This is a genomic window from Pararcticibacter amylolyticus (assembly GCF_003130405.1).
In the GTDB taxonomy this organism is placed as follows: Bacteria; Bacteroidota; Bacteroidia; order Sphingobacteriales; family Sphingobacteriaceae; genus Arcticibacter; species Arcticibacter amylolyticus.
The window spans coordinates 62,886-81,580 of record NZ_QEAS01000004.1 but is presented as its reverse complement, the minus strand read 5'-3'; the positions used below and the strand labels follow the sequence as shown (position 1 = coordinate 81,580).

The 18,695-nt window shown below is 46.1% G+C and carries 13 protein-coding genes; 6 read left to right on the top strand and 7 right to left on the bottom strand.

The features are described from left to right. Positions 1–96 precede the first annotated feature (96 nt). The 6 genes from DDR33_RS06215 to DDR33_RS06190 all read left to right on the top strand — a co-directional run bounded on the left by DDR33_RS06215 (position 97) and on the right by DDR33_RS06190 (position 9,259). Positions 97–996, top strand: a complete 900-nt coding sequence (locus DDR33_RS06215) for a hypothetical protein (RefSeq protein WP_109414911.1) — start codon at positions 97–99, stop codon at positions 994–996. A gap of 125 nt (positions 997–1,121) precedes the next feature. After that, on the top strand, positions 1,122–1,703 hold the full coding sequence (locus DDR33_RS06210; protein ID WP_109415101.1) for an RNA polymerase sigma factor: 582 nt from the start codon (positions 1,122–1,124) through the stop codon (positions 1,701–1,703). Positions 1,704–1,786: 83 nt separating this feature from the next. Beyond that, complete coding sequence (locus DDR33_RS06205) at positions 1,787–2,899, top strand: FecR family protein (RefSeq protein ID WP_109414910.1); 1,113 nt, start codon at positions 1,787–1,789, stop codon at positions 2,897–2,899. A 218-nt stretch (positions 2,900–3,117) separates the two neighbouring features. Continuing rightward, on the top strand, positions 3,118–6,621 hold the full coding sequence (locus DDR33_RS06200) for a SusC/RagA family TonB-linked outer membrane protein (protein WP_109414909.1): 3,504 nt from the start codon (positions 3,118–3,120) through the stop codon (positions 6,619–6,621). Positions 6,622–6,632: 11 nt separating this feature from the next. After that, complete coding sequence (locus DDR33_RS06195) at positions 6,633–8,072, top strand: RagB/SusD family nutrient uptake outer membrane protein (RefSeq protein ID WP_109414908.1); 1,440 nt, start codon at positions 6,633–6,635, stop codon at positions 8,070–8,072. A 17-nt stretch (positions 8,073–8,089) separates the two neighbouring features. After that, positions 8,090–9,259 (top strand): TlpA disulfide reductase family protein, encoded by a 1,170-nt coding sequence (locus DDR33_RS06190; protein ID WP_109414907.1) that lies wholly within the window; start codon positions 8,090–8,092, stop codon positions 9,257–9,259. 284 nt (positions 9,260–9,543) lie between these two features. On the opposite strand, the gene DDR33_RS06185 is transcribed toward DDR33_RS06190, so the two are convergent. From DDR33_RS06185 to DDR33_RS06155, 7 genes are all read right to left on the bottom strand, one after another. Then, positions 9,544–12,696, bottom strand: a complete 3,153-nt coding sequence (locus DDR33_RS06185) for an efflux RND transporter permease subunit (RefSeq protein ID WP_109414906.1) — start codon at positions 12,694–12,696, stop codon at positions 9,544–9,546. A gap of 26 nt (positions 12,697–12,722) precedes the next feature. Then, the gene (locus DDR33_RS06180) at positions 12,723–13,808 is read right to left on the bottom strand and encodes an efflux RND transporter periplasmic adaptor subunit (RefSeq protein WP_109414905.1); all 1,086 of its coding nucleotides are present in this window, start codon (positions 13,806–13,808) and stop codon (positions 12,723–12,725) included. A 12-nt stretch (positions 13,809–13,820) separates the two neighbouring features. After that, positions 13,821–15,131, bottom strand: coding sequence for a TolC family protein (locus DDR33_RS06175; protein WP_109414904.1), 1,311 nt, complete (start codon positions 15,129–15,131; stop codon positions 13,821–13,823). Positions 15,132–15,216: 85 nt separating this feature from the next. Further along, positions 15,217–16,596, bottom strand: a complete 1,380-nt coding sequence (locus DDR33_RS06170; protein ID WP_109414903.1) for a sensor histidine kinase — start codon at positions 16,594–16,596, stop codon at positions 15,217–15,219. After that, positions 16,586–17,272: a response regulator transcription factor gene (locus DDR33_RS06165; protein ID WP_109414902.1), complete on the bottom strand. Its 687-nt coding sequence runs from the start codon at positions 17,270–17,272 to the stop codon at positions 16,586–16,588. The genes DDR33_RS06170 and DDR33_RS06165 overlap by 11 nt, the downstream gene beginning before the upstream one ends. Positions 17,273–17,275: 3 nt before the next feature. Continuing rightward, positions 17,276–17,497 (bottom strand): hypothetical protein, encoded by a 222-nt coding sequence (locus DDR33_RS06160; RefSeq protein ID WP_109414901.1) that lies wholly within the window; start codon positions 17,495–17,497, stop codon positions 17,276–17,278. A 101-nt stretch (positions 17,498–17,598) separates the two neighbouring features. Next, a partial coding sequence (locus DDR33_RS06155) for a glycoside hydrolase family 43 protein (RefSeq protein ID WP_109414900.1) occupies positions 17,599–18,695 on the bottom strand: 1,097 nt, incomplete at its 5' end.

The window sequence follows — 18,695 nt, the reverse complement described above, 5'->3', positions numbered from 1 at the left end:
ATTCCATAAGAAACCTTTGCCGGCTTCCCAGCCATCTGACCTTACTCTTTAGCCAGTGGTCCCGGAGCTGACATCGTTTTTAAACGATTTAAAATTATGGCAGTAATAGACAGAAATGGAAACTGGCGTGGTAAGGTAGGAAATAATGTCTACCGGACCGTGGGATCTACGCAAGTTGTACAAATTAAACCCTCTAACGTCAGACAAACAACCGCCACCCGGGAGAGTGCACTCGAATTTGGCCTGGCCAGCAGCGCTGCTATGGATATTCGGTATATCATCAGTCCGGCCTTCCATACGACCGACAGGGGAATGCCGAACAGGTTAACCAACTGTATCCGGCGCTGCATGAGTTTGTCGGGAAAGAAGCGCGGAGAACGCGATATCCACGATGGAGATGTCAGTGTATTTAAAGGCTTCCAGTTTAATAAAAACTCTCCCCTTTCCACAGTTCTTCTGGCAAAGCCCCTGGTGAACCTGACAGATGACAGAAAGGTGCAGGTCGGGATACCCGGGTTCAACACCCGGACCGACTTGAAACGTCCTTCCATGCCTTACAGCGGGATTAACTTACAGATCATGGTGACGGCTTTTCATTTCAGATCAGGGTATTCCGAATACCTGGGGTTTAAGGAACAGTGGATTGGCAGGGGTGTGGTATTATCGCCGTCTGTTGAATGGAAATCTGAAAAGGAAGTCCCCCCGGGAAGTCTCGTGCTGGTCACCGTATCGCTCAATGCCGAATCAGAGAATTGCATGAGGAAAGACTCCGTTAATACCAAAGAATGGAGTCCGGCTGAAATAGTAGAAGCCTTCCAGATCCCGCAGGGCGAAACTCCTTTACTAGAGCTTTCAGGGCGAACTCTTACTCCCGGGGAAGCTGAAGGGAGACACCTGGTAGAATTCATCAACGAACCCTTGATGAAAATGAGATTAGCGTACGACGGAAATCTGTACTTTGAAAAGATCAGGGCACTGCGCAACGGAGAGTGGTAAAGAGAAAGAAAGACTCCAACTATTAATTTAATAAATCTTTAACAGAAAAATCACGATATTTTAAAAAGAAAGCCTTTCCATTGAATAAAAAGGCAAATTTTTTCTATCTTGTATTCGATTTGGACATGTCATCACTCCGGGAATACTCAGATAAGGAACTCTTCCTCCTGATCAAATGCAGGGACGAACACGCTTTTACAGAAACATACAGACGTTACTGGGCAATGTTGTTCCGGCATGCCAGGCGAATGCTTAGAAGCGACGATGACGCCACCGACATCATTCAGGATGTGTTTGCCACTTTATGGTCTAAAGCAGATCAGATTGAGCCGGAGATATCGGTATCCTCCTATCTTTATGCTTCAACCCGTAACAGGGTAATTGATTTCATCAATAAAGGCAAAAGACATGATTACTATGTATCTTCTTTACAGGAGTTCGTAAACAAAGGATCTTTTATTACCGACAACGCCGTACTTGAGAAGGAATTGAAGAGCAGGATTGAGAAAGAAATAGCTGGCCTTCCTCCCAAAATGAGAAAAACATTTGAACTCAGCAGGAAACACCATCTTTCCTATCGCGAAATAGCCGAAATAACTGACACATCAGAAGGAACTGTAAAAAAACAGATCTACAATGCCCTAAAACTACTAAAACCAAAATTTGGGATTAATTTTTTTGCCTTCTTTTTCTTTTTCATAAGATAAAACCCACCATTTTCTTTTTTTTAAAAAAAAATATACCACTCTTGCTACACTTGTTCGTCTTAGCATAAAGGAACGACAAACAAATGGCTAAGGACGCAAGAGAATTACTTGAAAAATACGCAAACAACCAGTGCACCGCTGAAGAAAAAGCGATTGTTGAGAGCTGGTATTTGCAGGTTAGTCGTTCCGAAGACGACAGCGATCTTTCGCCTGCAGATTTTGACAGAGCCGAAGAGCAGCTATACAAGAGACTGCCTGTGTTCAGGCGCAGTTATCGCAGATGGCTGCCGCTTGCCGCTGCATGTACCCTGCTGGCAGTTATTGGTTCGGGATATTACCTGATCAGACAAAACAGGACCAGGAATAATACCGCGGAAGCACGGCCTGCAATAGCACCAGGGAGCAACCGGGCTGTCCTGACACTGCAGAATGGCCGGCGCATTGTTCTCGGCACAGGTGCTGACACCCAAATTGCCATAAATGCTGGTCTCACTGCACATAAAACATCTGATGGAAGCATCGTTTTCACACAAAAACCAGCTCCGGGACGTACAAATACCGGGAGTTACAGTACAATTGAAACCCCACAGGGGGGACAATATCAGGTGATCCTGTCAGATGGAACAAAAGTCTGGCTCAACGCTGCATCCTCACTCAGGTTTCCGGATCAGTTTTCCGGAAATAAGCGCCAGGTTGAGATCAATGGAGAAGGTTACTTCGAAGTGGCATCAAATAAAAGCGTCCCCTTTTACGTTTCCTGCGGAAACCAGCAAATTCAGGTACTTGGAACACATTTCAATGTACATCACTATAGCGACGAACAGCGAAGCCGGGTAACCCTGCTCCAGGGCAGCATCAGGGTGAGATCGGGTAACAATGCAGCAAAGCTGCTGCATCCGGGACAGGAAGCAAGTTCAGAAGGCGGAGAGTTGCTGATCAGGGAAGTTGATACAGAAGATGCTATTGCCTGGCAGAAAGGCTATTTTGACTTTACGGGAAAAACAGTTGAAGAAGCTCTCCGGGAAATATCAAGATGGTACAATGTGGGCATTCACTATAAAGATGACGGGGTCAGGATGCGGAAAATTGCCGGAACCATCTCCAAGTATCAGACTGCTGAACAGGTGTTAAAGAAGATCGCGCTCACCGGGATCTTTCATTTTGAAGTCTCTGAACGAATCATAGAAATAGAATAAAAAAAGTCCGAAAACATGAAAGATAACAGCTCCTGAAATTCCGTTTGAGGCTATAGATAAAAGCCGGAAGTGCTACCAACACTCCCGGTTAATAAAGAGGCCAGACACCAAAACACTTAAGAGATTAGTTTCCAGTATTTAGCTCCATTCAAATGTATAAAATTTACCCTGGTATTTCACACCGGCGACATGGCCGGTATTGCAAAATTTTACGGATTATGAAAGTTTTTACAGTCATCATGACTGTTCTGATCGTACAGGTGAGCGCAAGAGGATTTTCGCAGCGGGTTACGATCAATCAGAAAAGCGCAAGTATCAAACAGATATTTAAGGAAATCAAATCTCAAACAGGTTACGACGTCTTCTATTTACCGGAGATGCTGCCTTCTTCAAAGACAATTAAGGCGAATTTTAACCAGGCTACCTTACAGGACGTGATCAGCGAATGTATCAGTGGTCTTCCCCTTGACTATACCATCGATGACAAAACCATTGTCATTCAGCGTAAAAAAGAGAAATCGCTGAGCATCGGATCGTTGCTTTCACTTCCAGCAGATGTAAGAGGAAAAGTAACGGATTCCCTTGGCAACAGTCTCCCGGGAGCTTCCATCAGAGTGAAAGGCACCAAAACAACAACGATGTCAGATCATAACGGAGAGTTCGTTATCAGTACACCGGGCTCCGATGGAGTTCTGATCGTTAGCTTTATCGGGTACAAAACAGCAGAAGTAGCGATAGGTGGTGGAAAAAGCCCCTTAACTATTGTATTGCACGAACTGAGTTCAAGGCTTGAGGAGATTTCCATTGTGAATACAGGATATCAGACCCTGTCAAAGGAACGGGTGACCGGTTCTTTCTCGCGGGTAACTGCCTCCTCTCTTCAGCAGCAACGCCTGAGCAGCCTCGGCAGCCTGCTTGAAGGGCGGATTGCGGGATATAATAATAATTTAGTCCGGGGAGTATCCACAATGAGAAGCAAAAAAGACCCCCTGTATGTAATTGATGGGTTCCCCGTTGAGGAGACCGATGGCACCACCGGATCGTCGTTAAACGGAATAGTAGGATTAAACCTCGAAGATATTGAAAGCATTACCGTTCTGAAAGATGCAGCGGCAGCTTCAATATATGGAGCCAGGGCAGCTAACGGAGTCGTGGTGATCGTCACGAAAAAAGCCAGAAAGAATAAAACAGATATTTCTGTATCCAGCACTTTCACAATGAATCCTTACAGGATCTATACTGACAGATTAACCAGTTCGTCAGACATTGTTGAGCTTGAGGAAGAGTGGGAAGCAAACAATCCCAATCTTAAGAAAACCGGAGCGGCTGCATATGCGACCTCGCTGCTGGATAATGCCGTCTATACCAGTCAGGGGATAACTTCTATACTAAGACGTTATACCGGACAAATCAGCGATGACCAACTACAAAACACTCTTGCTGCACTTGCCAGCGGCGGATATAATTATTACAGAGACGTAGAAAAGTACGCGAAACGCAATCCTTTTTATCAGCAATACAATATAAGTGCTGCTTCGGGATCAGAGCGCAATTCCTTCATCGCCTCCGTTTCCTATCGCGATAATAAAAACGAGGACAGGAACGATGCCAGCCGGTCAATAGGGATAAACCTGAAAAACAGCATGAATTTAAATAAGTGGCTTTCGGTTGACATCAATACCTATACCAGTTACAGCAGGGAAAAGGATCAGACTTTCAACCCCTTAAGTCCGGGATACAGTTATATGCCCTATGACCGGCTTGTAAATCCCGATGGAAGTTATTTTGTATCAACGGCGGCTTCACGCTTAAGCAAGAATACCCTCAACATCCTGCAGCAGAATAACATGTACAACATGGATATTACGACTCTGGATGAAATCGGCCAGAATATAGGTAGCAAGCAAGGCTTTAATAATCGTTCGAGTATAAACTTTAATGTAAAGGCTACCAATTGGATAAGCTACAACGCCATGTTCCAGTACGACTACCGGAATTCGAATAATAATACTCTCTACGACAAATCATCTTATTATGTAAGAAACAGGGTGAACACCTTTGCCACTAAGGCTGCTAATGGGAATCTAACTTACAATCTTCCCTATGGAAACATCTTCCGGTCAGCAAATGAGCAATTCAATGCTTACAATTTCCGCCAGCAGCTTAATATAGACAAAAGCTTCGATAAACATAATATTACCGCTATTGCAGGTACCGAAATAAGGGAGAGCAAAATGGAAGGTAAGAATAATACCTTTTTTAATTATGATCCCAAAATCCGCTCGTTCAGCCTTGTAGATATGAAGACACTGGCGGCTCCATCTGGGACACTTCTCGGTTATGCGAGTATGACAGGCGCCGATTTCGGTTCACTTCCCGAAAAAACAACTCGTTTTGTATCTATCTACGGCAATGCTGCATATTCTTATGCTAATAAGTATATGGTTACAGGTAGCCTGAGATGGGACCGTTCTAATCTCTGGGGTACCAGTTCAAAATATCAAAGTACACCAATCTGGTCAACAGGACTCGGCTGGAACATAGACAAGGAAGAATTCTTTAATGTTCAATGGATAGACCAGCTAAAAGTTCGTACGTCTTATGGGATAGGTGGGAATATCAATACAGAATTCGCTCCATATTTAACCGCCTATTATTCGTCTAATAACACGGTAGGAGGAGTACAGGGAACAGTAGGAAACCGGCCAAATCCACTTTTGTCCTGGGAGAAAACCACTACAACCAATATAGGTGTCGATTATTCAATCCTTCATGGGCGCATTTCGGGTAGTGCCGACTATTATCTGAAGAAAGGGTCCGATATACTGGCCAACACGATGGGCGTGCCAACAGAAGGATTTGGTTATTCAACCTACGCCATGAATAACGGCAAGATGGAAAACCAGGGTATTGAATTAACTCTTTCAGCTGACGTAGTCCGGAGTGGCGACTGGAGCTGGAACACCACCATCCTGTATGCACACAACAAGAACAAGGTCACTTATGTAAATGTAGAAGCCCCCGTCTATTACCTGCAGCTTGATTATCCAAGTGCGTATCCGCGGATCGGGAATCCATACAACGCCATATATGGATATAAATGGGCAGGGTTGAATAACAAAGGTCTACCACAGGTCTACAATGAGAAAAATGAAGCTGTCGTTAATAATCCAACCGAGCTGGCTTCTATCGTCTATGCAGGAACCACTGTGCCAATAAATACCGCATCATTTAATAGTTTACTTAAGTATAAGTCGTTTCAGTTCTCTTTTCTGTTCACCTACGAGGGCGGGCATAAAATGAGGAATACCGATCTTCCAATGTTGCCTGCCAATTACAACAGTGCGCTGAACGGATATGTCACCCAGATACTGCCTGTAAACAGGGATATCGTGAACCGCTGGAGAAATCCCGGAGATGAACTTAAGACCAATGTTCCTGCTGTGATCTTTGGCGAAAGCCCGGAATACAATTACAACAGTGCAATTGTCTATTCTTATGCTGACATCAATGTTCTTGATGCATCAAACCTGCGGCTGAGGAACATTTCGTTAGCGTATAACTTGCCATCAGGCCTGGTAAAACAAGCACGACTTCAGAATGTGCGGTTGCAGTTTAATGTGGAGAATGCCTTCACCATAGCGTCGGGAAAGACTGCGAAATATTTATTAAACGGGTATCAGACGCCTAATTATGTATGGGGTCTATATGTAAATTTCTAATGCTAGTAACAATGAAGCTGAATAAAAAATATACAAAGGTAAATCGCAGGGATTTTGCTGTAGGGACTGTTATTTTACTTGTTTCCCTGCTCTTGATAACATCCTGCAAAAAGTATCTCAATATCTTACCCACGGGCGCAAAAATACCCACCACACTGGCTGATTTTGAAGCTTTGCTTCGCGACGAATACGGAAATCAGCGGACAGATATCACTCAGGCTGTTTTGCTTTTGAATGACCGTTTTGAAACGAGCAGTAATTTAAATTACTATCCTCTTTACAAAGCGAACTATATGTGGGACGAGGCTGCTGACCGGATTTCCATGAATAACAGCGATGAAGCAACTTATTACAACTCCTACACAGCTATATCTACATGCAATCTGATCATTCAGCACGCACCAACAGCCACAGAGGCAACCGAATCCGACCGTAAAACAGTAACAGCACAGGCTAGGATCATCCGGGCGCTGAATTATTATGTGCTGGCTAACTTCTATGCTGAGACGTATACCGCCTCTACAGCTTCATCCACATTATCGGTCCCCTTAATCACGAGTGCCGAAGTGAATGCCCCGTATAAGCAGGTAACGATCCAGGAGATCTATGACTTCATTCTAGCCGACATTCATTCGGCAATTCCGGATCTTCCTGCTAAAAGCGCTACTATCATTCATCCGAACATTGGCGCTGCCTGGGCCCTGGCGGCAAGGGTATACCTGCAAATGGAGCAATATGATCAGGCTCTGGATGCGGCAGATAAAGCACTTGCACAGAACAACGAACTTTATGACTGGACAGCCTACTACGAGACATACAAGGCCCAGATAAACACTCCGGATTCTTATGTACGTTCTCCATCTCCTATGGGTTATGACTATAAAGAAAACTATTACTTCCGTCACGGATCAAGAAATTCCACAGGTGCCGAAAGCAATCTTCGGATAGACCGGACAAGCCGTTTTGAAACAGGCGATGCTCGTTTTGCTTCCAGATGGAAGCTTAGAACGGTAGGAAGTGACACTTATTATTATGGAATGACCAGTGGATTTTACAATTACGGCGGGCTTACTACTACTGAGGTTTACCTGATAAAAGCAGAATGCCTTGCCCGGAAAGGGGATCTGCCAGGAGCGATGGACAATTTAAATAAAGTACGGGTAAAAAGGATCCTGCCAGCGAACTACGCACCGCTCAGCGCCACAACTACAGAACAGGCAGTCAACTATATCAGAAGAACAAAGGAGAACGAACTTATCTTTAGCATTGTGCCATTTGCGGATGCACGCCGTCTGAATAAAGATCCCAAATATGCGAGAACGCTTACCAAAACTGAGAATGGTGCTAATTATTCACTCGGCCCGAATTCTCATCTGTGGGTAATGCCATTTCCTTTTGGAGCAATTAAGAACCCAGGTAATGGAAGCCTTAAACAAAATACAGATAAATAAAAACAAGGAAAGAAACTATGAAATTAAAAAACACATTACTCCTGTTCTCCGCGCTCAGCATAGCAGGTTTTAATGCAACAGCTCAGCAAACAGGATTTACTATAAAAGGAAATATCAGCGGCTTGCCTGAAGCAACAGTTGTAGAGCTGAGTCCTTCGGCAACACACAAGAACGAAAAGGCAGTTGCCAGCGCGAAGGTAAGCGGAGGACAATTTATCCTGAAAGGAAAAACCCCTGGCCCGCGCCTCTACGCGTTAACAGTAGCAGGATCATACGGTGCCATACAACTTATGGTAGACAACAGGGAGATAAAGGTCTCTGCCGCCTCTTCGGTGCAAAAACGGGGAGAGACGCCGGTATACAATTTCTCAAACGTGAAAGTGAGCGGTTCTCCCCTTCACGACCAGTATCTCAAAAGAATAGCTTACCGGAGCGGACTGGACAGCGCCTACGAGGCTTATCACCGGAACAACCTGCAGGTAACGGAGGCTATGGGCAAAGCCCGAAATTCAAAAGATTCGCTGGCTATTGATTCTATATCAAAAAGTGCCGCGTGGGCAAAAATGAACAGGGATGAGAAAGAGTTTTTTGACAATGTGGAACAGAAAATAAAAGGCAGCATCCTTGCCGATAAAAACACATGGTGGGGGCCTTTCATGATGATGACCCAGCTCAGCTATTTCAGTGAAAAAGAAAAGCCACTTTTTGAATCCTTCTCTAAAGAGGCCAGGGAAAGTTACTATGGAAGGCTTGTAAAGGCAGAACTATTCCCTCCCACTTTTGAAGGAAAACCTGCCCCGGCCTTTACTCTTGTAAACGATAAGAGAGAGAAAAGCACGCTGCAGAACTTCACGGCCGGAAAAAAATACGTTTTGCTGGATTTTTGGGCTTCGTGGTGCGCCCCCTGCAGGAAATCAATTCCCGGCTTAAAAGAGCTCTATGGCAAATATGCAGAGAAGGGCTTTCAAATCATCAGTATCTCTATCGACAAAAATGAACAGGACTGGGTAAAAGCACAGCACGAAGAACAACTTCCATGGCCGAGTTTCCTGGACCGTCAGTCGGTAGCTGATGCATTTAATGTCAAAGCTATTCCATCTCTTTTCCTCATTGACAACTCAGGTAAAGTAGTGAAAGCATTTACCGGCGCAGATGGGTTGAAGGAAAAAGTAGATTCATTGTTTTAGTATAAAAGTTCCGCACTGCTTTTCGGAATTCCTAAACATAGCAGCCCCCGCACGATGTATTCATCCCGCGGGGGCTTTTCTTTAAACTGAAACTACCGGCTGTTGCCAGATGAAAGAATCAGCCGCGTCTCTTAATTTCGTCACGGATCTCTATGCAGTTCTCAAAATTCTCCCTCTTCTCAAAATAGATAAGCCAGGCTTTCAGATCTTTGAGTGACATCATCAGCCAAAGGAGCTCAGGCCTAGACTTTCCCGGCCTGACTATCCTATCCGGTGCTTTTGCATTATGATTCATAACTCTTAACAGGCTGAGATAGAAGATCCTTGTTTACTTTTCTACGGTAGGCGAAGTAAAAAACGGAAGGAAAAACAAAAATATTGAAGATCGTATTGGTGATCAGGCCGCCAATCACCACGATAGCCAGAGGCTTTGAGGCTTCAGAACCAATGCCGGTAGACAAAGCTGCCGGAACCAGTCCTATCGCAGCCATCATTGCCGTCATCACCACCGGCCGCAACCTTGCTTCAACCCCTTCCCTGAGTGCGTCTGCCAGGGTATACCCCTCTTGCTGATGATGCCTCAAATCCTTAATATTCTGCTTAAAGCGGGTGATCAGGATTACACCATTTTGTACACAGATCCCAAACAGTGCAATAAAACCAATGCCAGCAGAAATGTTGAAGTTGATTCCTGTAGTAAGCAATGCCAGGATGCCGCCCATGATAGCGAAAGGAACATTATTTAACACCAGCAGCGAATCCCTGACATTGCCGAACAGGATAAATAAGATGAAAAAGATGGCAAGAAGACTAATTGGAACCACCTGCGACAGCCGGTCGGTAGCCCTTTGCTGGTTCTCGAAATCCCCGGCCCATTGCAGGCTATAGCCTTTTGGGAGCTTAATAGCAGCGCTTACTTTTCCCTGGGCTTCTTTTATGGTACTTCCCATGTCCCTGCCCCGGATAGAGAATTTGATCGCTCCGTATCTCTTATGCCCGTCGCGGTAGATGATGCTGGGTCCATCCGCTTTTGTAATAGTGGCGATCTCACCGAGAGGAACTTTTGTTCCTCCTAATGTTGGTACACGCAGGCGGGCTATAGCCGACTCATCGCTTCTGAAATCCTCAGGATAACGGATCCTTAAGTCGAACTTTCGCTCCCCTTCGTAGATCTGGGTAGCGGCCTTCCCCCCTATTGCCATCTCGATCACCGCATTTGCATCGGCAGTAGTAACCCCGTAAAGCCCCATCTTCTGCTGATCAAGGTTAATCTGCAGTTCGGGCTGCCCGAGGTTTCTGAGGATCCCCAGATCTTCGATCCCTTCTACCCCTTTCAATATCCGGAAGATCTTTTCTTCTTCCCCTTCAATATAATGGAAGTCGTCGCCGAAGAGCTTTACAACAATAGATCCCTTCACGCCCGACACCGCTTCCTCCACATTATCCATAATAGGCTGCGAAAAATTAAGCATCACGCCCGGATACCCCTTTAACTTATCCTGCATCCGCTCAATCAGCTGTTCTTTGGTCTGCTTCCGTTTCCACTCTTTCTGCGGATAAATATCTACGTGAAATTCAATATTATAGAAGCCCGTGGCATCGGTACCGTCATTCGGCCGCCCCGACTGCGACATCACCTGTCTCACTTCCTCGAAGCTCAGAAAGATCTTACGCATTTCATTAGCCAGTTTCTTTGATTCTTCCAGAGAAGTGCTGAGAGGACCGGTAGCACGGACATAGATTGATCCTTCATTCAGTTCGGGCAGGAACTCTGTTCCCAGGAAGCGGAAGCTGAACAACGTCACCAGCAGAAGCATAACCGAAACCGGGAGCACTTTCTTTCTCGCAGCAAAAGCAAACCGGTAGATCTTCATCCCTCCTCTTGTCAGGAAATTCACGAAGGGATTATGCCTTTCCCTGACATTCTTGCCAAGCAGCATGTGCGACAAGGCAGGTACCAGCGTCAGGGTAAAAAGCAGTGCTCCCAGCAATGCAAAGCCGAGTGTCCAGGCGAGCGGAGAGAACATCTTCCCCTCTACCTTCTCGAATGTGAAGATCGGCATCAGTCCGGTAATGATGATCAGCTTGGCAAAAAAGATCCCTTTTGCGTTCTCCATGCTGGCCTTTTTGATCAGGCCGATCTTGCTCAGCCGGTTGAAACGCTCCATCCCCACCTGCTTTGCCCGATGGTCGAGTGCGACGAATATTCCCTCGACCATTACCACAGCCCCGTCGATGATAATTCCAAAGTCTATCGCCCCCATCGACAGCAGATTGGCCGACATTCCTTTCAGCTTCAGGCAGATAAATGCGAACAGGAGGGCCAGCGGAATGATGATCGAAACGATCAGTGTCGTTCGCCAGTCAGCCATAAAGAGCAGGACGATTACCGTGACGAAAACAATGCCTTCGAGCATGTTATGCATCACGGTGCCGGTTGCGAAATTTACGAGATCCTCCCTGTCGTAAAAAGGCTTGATTTTGACGTCGCCCGGAAGAACATTTTCATTCAGCTCACCGATCTTGTCTTTCAGCCTGCTTATCACTTCGCTGGCGTTTTCGCCTTTTCTCATTACCACGATGCCTTCCACTACATCAGGATCCAGGTCGCGTCCCACCTGTCCCAGCCTGGGCAGGCTCGATTCTGTTACTTCAGCAACATTGTGAACATAGACTGGCGTGCCATTAATATTGTCGACAATCACATTTTTTATCTCCTTGATATTATCGAGCAAGCCAATCCCTCTCACCACATAGGCCTGACCGCTTTGAACGATCACATCGCCGCCAACATTGATGTTGCTTTTAGAAAGAGCTTCATAAAGTTCCAGCGGCGTTACCCCATATTGCACGGCCTTCTGAGGATCTATCGTTACCTGGTAGGTCTTCACTTCTCCGCCGAAGCTCACCACATCGGCAATCCCCGGTACAGACAGCAACTCTCTTTGAACGACCCAGTCCTGCAACGTTTTCAGCTCCCTGACAGATTTTTTATCGCTGCTCAAAGTATAGCGGTAGATCTCCCCGGTGGGACCATAAGGAGGCTGGATCTCCGGACGCACACCGTCCGGCAAGTCGGCATCATCAATATGGTTGTTAACCTGTACACGCGCAAAGGCATAATCTATATCATCCTCGAACGTGATTTTAATAACCGATAAACCGAACAGCGATGAAGACCGGATACTGGTTTTCTTTTCAGCGGGATTCATCGCAATCTCCACAGGCCGCGTCACAAACTTCTCCACCTCTTCGGCACTGCGTCCCGGCCATTGGGTAATGATGGTCACAGAAGTGTTCGTTACGTCGGGAAAAGCTTCTATGCTAAGTTTTTTGAAGCTGATATATCCGCACAATGCAAGTAAAGCAGTAATGAAGAAAACAAGATATTTGTTCCTGAGTGCAAATGATATAACAGACTTAATAAATTTATTCATGTACGGATACTTAAAGAATAAGAGAATTAGTTTTTAAGCCCTTCGTAAAGGAATACCTGGCGGGATGCGACAAGCTTCTCGCCCCCTTTAAGACCATTCCGGATGTAGGCTTTATCCTCCACTTTCATGGCAATCTCCACCTCTCTTATCGCGGCCTGACTTCTTCCGTCTGTGACCACCACATAATTCTTGTTATTGTCGAAAATGAGACAGCGGGTATTGATCACGGGGAAGGCATTGTTCGTCCGGGCATGTACTTTTACGTTAGCAAACATCTCTGGTTTAAGGATCAGATCCGGGTTATCAACCCGCACACGGGCACGCATCACTTTATCCCCGGGATCGAGCATGTTGTAGATCTTTTCTATCTGCCCGTCGAAGATCTTATCAGGATAAGAGAGGGTGTTGATCTTCACAGGATCTCCGGCTTTCACCTGCGAGATATCAGACTCATAAATATTGATCATGACCCACATTTTTGACAAGTCGGCTACAGTAAATAAGTTCTCAGGATTGTCGGCCCTCACTTGCATGTTGTCGGTTACGCGCTTCTCAACCAGGAATCCGGAGATAGGAGACTTAATAACATAGTTCAGGCCGCCCTTTCCGGGATTGAGTTCCAGAACTGCTCTTGTACGGGCATGTTCGGCCCGGGCAATCTCGTATTCACTCTTTGCCTGCTGCAGGTCTTTCTCTGAAGCGAGGCCACTTTTATAAAGATCAGAGGCCACATCTGCATTTCTTTTCGCGACTGCCAACTGAGCGTCGGCACTGACCGCCTCACGCGCATATCCAGCCATCTCCGGGCTACCAAGGGTGGCCAGTACCTGTCCCTTCTTAATAAAATCGCCCGAATGAACGTGGACATCATGAACGATACCGCTCACCATAGGATAGATCCTGACCATGTTGTCCTCTACCGGGACCACTTTTCCTGTGAAGGTTAGTTCAACAGAAGCACTTGAAGCACCGACCGTATCTATCTCCAGTTTGCTCAGCAAGGTGTCACTCACAGAAAAGCGTTCCTCCTTCACATGCTGCGGCTTCTCCGAGCATGAAGCCAGTAGAAAAATGGCAAGAACCGAAAAGTAATAATAGCTGTATTTTTGCATAGCTTGTTTTGCTTATTTTAGAGCCTCCCCGAAAGAAGAAGCTGTTACATAGTTTAGTTCCTCCTGTGCGTTCAGATAGCTGGCTTGGATTTGATTCATTTGCAGGACACTTTCGCGGTAAGAGTTATACAGATCGAGAAACTCCAGCAAGCTTATATTCCGTTTCTGATAATTGGCATTCACCTCCGTGATCAGCCTGGTAAAACCGGCGCTAAAGCCGGACGGAACAGATGAATAGATCTCTTTACTTCGCAACACAGATCGGTAAGCCTTTTCCACTTCGTTCCTGATCACCATTTCTGTCTGTTTTACCAGCGAGGTATTGGCATCTACTTCTGTTTTTGCCTCCCTGATAGCTCCCTGGTTCCGGTTGAATAATGGAAGGGGAAGACTCAGGCCCAATCCTGTGTAATGTTTCACATGGCTCCCCTGCCTGTCGTAGGTAGCAGAGAGGGTAATATCAGGAACAGCACCGGCCTTCTGAAGCTGCAGATTAAGCGCCGCGTATTCACTGCCCGCCCTGGCCGCTTTAAGATCCGGCCTGTTACTGAGGGCTGAGTCAACCAGTTGCATATAATGCTGTGCGATATCCGCAACCTGTATCTCCGGCTCAGTCACCCTCACTTCTGTATCTGCAGGCAGCCCTGTGAAGATCCTTATTTCTGCCATCTTCTCTTCTATCTCTGAGAGAAGAGAAGCCTGCTCACTGCGCACCGAATATAAAAGCGACTGTATCCGGAGCACTTCTTTTTCGGCAACATTGCCTTTACTCAGCTGGATACGAAAAGAGCTCAGGGTCTGCTCCAGAGAACTGATCTCACGGGAATACACCTTTGCTGACTGCTGAAGGAAGTGAAGATTATTCAGGCTGGTACGAAGGCTGTATCTCAACGTTCTCAGCAGATCTGAAAACTCATATTCTGACCGTCTTACGTCAATAGTAGCCAGGCGGATAGCTTTATTCCGTTTACCTGCAAGTTTGATCAGTTGCGAATACTGCACATTGAACTGACCCTGACCGTCTGCGGAAGATGTTTGAAAGAACTTACGGGATGAGGGATTATATAATACATTTTCGTAACTGATCTCCGGATTATCAAACAGGCGGGCGGTGATGACTCCGGCCCTGGCCCGGTCAATATCATATTGTCCGAGAATCAGGTCGTAATTATTCGAAAGAAAAAGTGATTCTGCTTTAGCCCGGGATAACAATACCGAATCCCTGCGGACTTCCTGCGCAGAGCAGGAAGTTCCGACAGAGAAACTGAACACTAAAACTACTATGAAGGTTAACCAAACTGCAGTAAGACGCATTATTTTCATTTGCGACAAAACTAGGACAGCGCGATTAGACCTGAATTAAACTCGGATTAGAACACCATTAGAAATTATGATATAGAACGGCAGATCAGCTATCCTGCAAGCTGATAACCGAAGGCAGAGTAACCAAAATCGCGGTACCGGTGCTGTCGCTTTCGGAAACGGACAACTTGCCTCCAAACAAGGTAACAATACGGACTGCTATATATAAGCCCATACCCGTACCCGCAAACTCCGAAGCTGAAGCTGAGCGGTAAAAGGGATCAAAAACCTTCTGAAACTCACCTGCATCAATACCCTTTCCCTGATCACGGATTTCCACCTTTAAGCCTTCGCTACTTGTACAGAGGCTGCAGCTGACAATTTGGCCATCAGAGAATTTGAATGCATTTCCGATAATGTTATTCAGCGCAATGTAAAGGAGTTGCTTGTTTCCCTCGACTACGAGAGCCATTTCATCCTCAGGTAATTCACCAAACTGCATTTTAAGACAGCCCGGCCCTAACGTATTGCTCCAGTAATCGTGCAGTTCCCAGAGAAGTTCATCAACTCTTACCGGGGTTAAAGGGGCATGACTAAAATCACTGTTCACCTGTGCCAGCTCCAGCAATCCGCTAATCGTTTCCTTCAGGCGGACCGAATCTGAAAGTACCGACCTCAACGTGTCGCGATACTCATCTGCAGTCCGGTTCTGCTTCAATGCCACCTCTGTTTCTCCGATGATACTGGTAACCGGAGTCCTTAACTCATGTGTCACATTGGCCACAAAGGTGCCTTGTAAGGTAAAAGATTGCTCCAGACGCTGCAGCAGATTATTAAAACTTTCGGCAAGTGCACTTATTTCATTTTTTTTGCCATCCGTTTCAACACGCATATCCAGATTACTCGCACTGATCACTTTCATCCGTCCTACAAGCTTTTCAATCGGCGAGAGCAGCTTTTCGGCAAGGACACGGCCGGAATAATATGAGATAAACACCACCGCCAGGAACACCGCCAGCATAATCCGAAGCAGCTTGTTCAGCCGCTGAAAGGTCCCCTCATCTACAGCAGAAGAGATCACCACAAAAGAGCCCTGATTATCATGATATACACGCCCAACTACCTGGCGCTTGCCCTCCTTATACGCCAGGTATTCTTTCTGACGGGTTTCACGGACGAGTGAGCGGCTCCAGTACTGCTGGGTGTCGGGGACAAAGACGGCTTCGTCCTGTTCATTGTAAATCCGGTAAACCTCACCGGGGATAATCTGCAGGACCTTCCGGCGGAGGCCTTCAAGCACCGTCGGCGAAACTTCGTCTGCTTCCAGATACAAACCAGCAATGATCGTGGTACGCTCATGAAGGCGCTTATAGAAATCATGCTCCATTGAACGTTTAAAAGCGAAGTAGATGACGGTCATCACGAGCAGAAGGAGACCACTCGTAAGAAGGCTGAAATACAGGGAGAGGCGGTCTTTAATCTTCATCACTCTTCAGGATATATCCCATACCGATCATGGTATGGATCAGCCGTTTGGGGAAATTTTTATCGACTTTATTCCTGAGGTAATTCACATAAACGTCTATCACATTGGTACCGGTATCAAAACCAATTCCCCATACTTTTTCAGCAATATACTGCCTGGAGAGCAACTTACGTGGATTTCGCAGGAAAAGTTCGAGAAGAGCATATTCGCGGGCTGTAAGAGATATCTGCTGATCTCCCCGGAAAGCCGCTTTTGTCCATAGGTCGAGCGTAAGTTCATCAAAGCGCAGGTAACGGTCCTCCTCACTGTCAGTAGCAGTTCGTCTCAGCAACGCTTCGATCCGGGCTATTAGTTCATCAAAATGAAAAGGTTTGACAAGGTAATCGTCGGCGCCAGCCCTGAAACCAGCCACTTTTTCGGCAGTTGTTCCGAGCGCAGTCAGCATCAGAACCGGAATGTTGCTATCATCCTGCCTGATGATCCGGCACAAATTAATACCATCAAAATCAGGCAGCATCACATCCAGGATCAGCAGGTTGAACGGATTCTCCTTCAGCAGGGATAAAGCCTCTCCGCTGCTCCGGGCTATAGCAACAGAATACCCCTGTTCCTGCAATCCCTTTTTTATAAAGGCTGCTACCTTCTCTTCATCTTCCACCAGACATATTGATGCCATTCGCTACTTAATCTGCTCCTTTCCCAACAAGTAGGTGTAAAGATCCATGGCCTGCTCTTCGAACATTTTTACAATCCCCCTGTCGTCGATCATTCTGACAAGAACATCCCATCCCCTGTAATGATACTTTATCGCGAGCCACTCTTTACACTCTTCGTATGTTTGCAACTTTTTTCCGTCTATAGAGAAGCACTCTCCTCTGAATTCACCAAAGTTAAAGTCCATCTATCAAACTTAAAAAATCAGAACCACATAGGGCGTCCTGATTTTAAATTCTAATGCCATTCTAATGTACGCACCTGCCGGGTGAATTCCAAACAAACCTATCAATTAAGCGTCCATTTATCTTTCCAGGAAATCGAGATAGCCCCATTATTTATATTGACAGGCAGCCAGATATAACGACCGTCGACCGGGTTTTTCGGCGCCCACTTATCTGCCATGAAGATAAACTTTCCATTAGCCGGGTCAACGGGTAATACATGCGTACTTTGCCCTCCGTAAGTCAGTTCGCTTCCCGGGCCTTTACATGGATTGCCATGAAATGTCCAGGGGCCGAAAACAGATTTTGCAGAAAACCACCTGGCCGCATTAGGATCCCAGCCGGTACAACCAGAGCCTATCATATAATAAGTCCCGGCATGTTTAAAAATAGCAGGAGCTTCCGTTTGGTGCCCTATATAAACCCGTGTAAATTTCCCTGTATGCCCCGTATAATCGTCATTCAGTTCGGCAACATGAAGCGTATAATTCTCTTCCGATGAAAATATATGATAAGCCCGGCCATCATCGTCGACGAAGACAGTCATGTCACGAGCCATCTGACCACCCGGAAGGTCGCGGCAAAAGAAACCATCACTTTTACTGACCGGAGCCGCACAGTTCACCTTTTCGTTTTCCGGAGTACCGATTGGATAAAAAGGCATTTTGCCCGCATTCGGCCGGTAGCTGTATAAAAACTTAAAAGGCCCCGTTGCACGGTCGCTCACAGCCACCCCTGCGCGTGCAGCAGAATATCCCTTCCCGCGCAACTCAAGATGAAACCACATCACATACTTGCCCGTTTTTTTGTTGTAAACCACTTTAGGCCGTTCGAGGATGCATCCTTTTGCAATATCACTTGTTGTGTCGGCCGAAACAGAGAGGGCGATCCCTTCGTCACGCCAGTTGTACAAATCTTTGGAAGAATAACAATGCACTCCCACCATGGCAGTATTACCAGCAGGACCTGCTATCTTATGTTCGCCAAACCAATAGTAGATCCCATCTTTACGCAGGATACCGCCTCCGTGAGCGTTGATATGAATGCCTTTGTTGTCTTTCCATATTTCTCCCGGATGAAACGCAGAATAAGTTGACTGAGATTTTACTGCAGTAAGGGCAAAGAGCATAATTGCCAGGAAGATGAAGTTTTTACGCATAA

Coding starts and splice junctions, on each gene's coding strand:
- DDR33_RS06215 (WP_109414911.1), top strand. CDS start 97: ATGGCAGTAATAGACAGAAATGGAAACTGGCGTGGTAAGGTAGGAAAT.
- DDR33_RS06210 (WP_109415101.1), top strand. CDS start 1,122: ATGTCATCACTCCGGGAATACTCAGATAAGGAACTCTTCCTCCTGATC.
- DDR33_RS06205 (WP_109414910.1), top strand. CDS start 1,787: ATGGCTAAGGACGCAAGAGAATTACTTGAAAAATACGCAAACAACCAG.
- DDR33_RS06200 (WP_109414909.1), top strand. CDS start 3,118: ATGAAAGTTTTTACAGTCATCATGACTGTTCTGATCGTACAGGTGAGC.
- DDR33_RS06195 (WP_109414908.1), top strand. CDS start 6,633: ATGAAGCTGAATAAAAAATATACAAAGGTAAATCGCAGGGATTTTGCT.
- DDR33_RS06190 (WP_109414907.1), top strand. CDS start 8,090: ATGAAATTAAAAAACACATTACTCCTGTTCTCCGCGCTCAGCATAGCA.
- DDR33_RS06185 (WP_109414906.1), bottom strand. CDS start 12,696: ATGAATAAATTTATTAAGTCTGTTATATCATTTGCACTCAGGAACAAA.
- DDR33_RS06180 (WP_109414905.1), bottom strand. CDS start 13,808: ATGCAAAAATACAGCTATTATTACTTTTCGGTTCTTGCCATTTTTCTA.
- DDR33_RS06175 (WP_109414904.1), bottom strand. CDS start 15,131: ATGAAAATAATGCGTCTTACTGCAGTTTGGTTAACCTTCATAGTAGTT.
- DDR33_RS06170 (WP_109414903.1), bottom strand. CDS start 16,596: ATGAAGATTAAAGACCGCCTCTCCCTGTATTTCAGCCTTCTTACGAGT.
- DDR33_RS06165 (WP_109414902.1), bottom strand. CDS start 17,272: ATGGCATCAATATGTCTGGTGGAAGATGAAGAGAAGGTAGCAGCCTTT.
- DDR33_RS06160 (WP_109414901.1), bottom strand. CDS start 17,497: ATGGACTTTAACTTTGGTGAATTCAGAGGAGAGTGCTTCTCTATAGAC.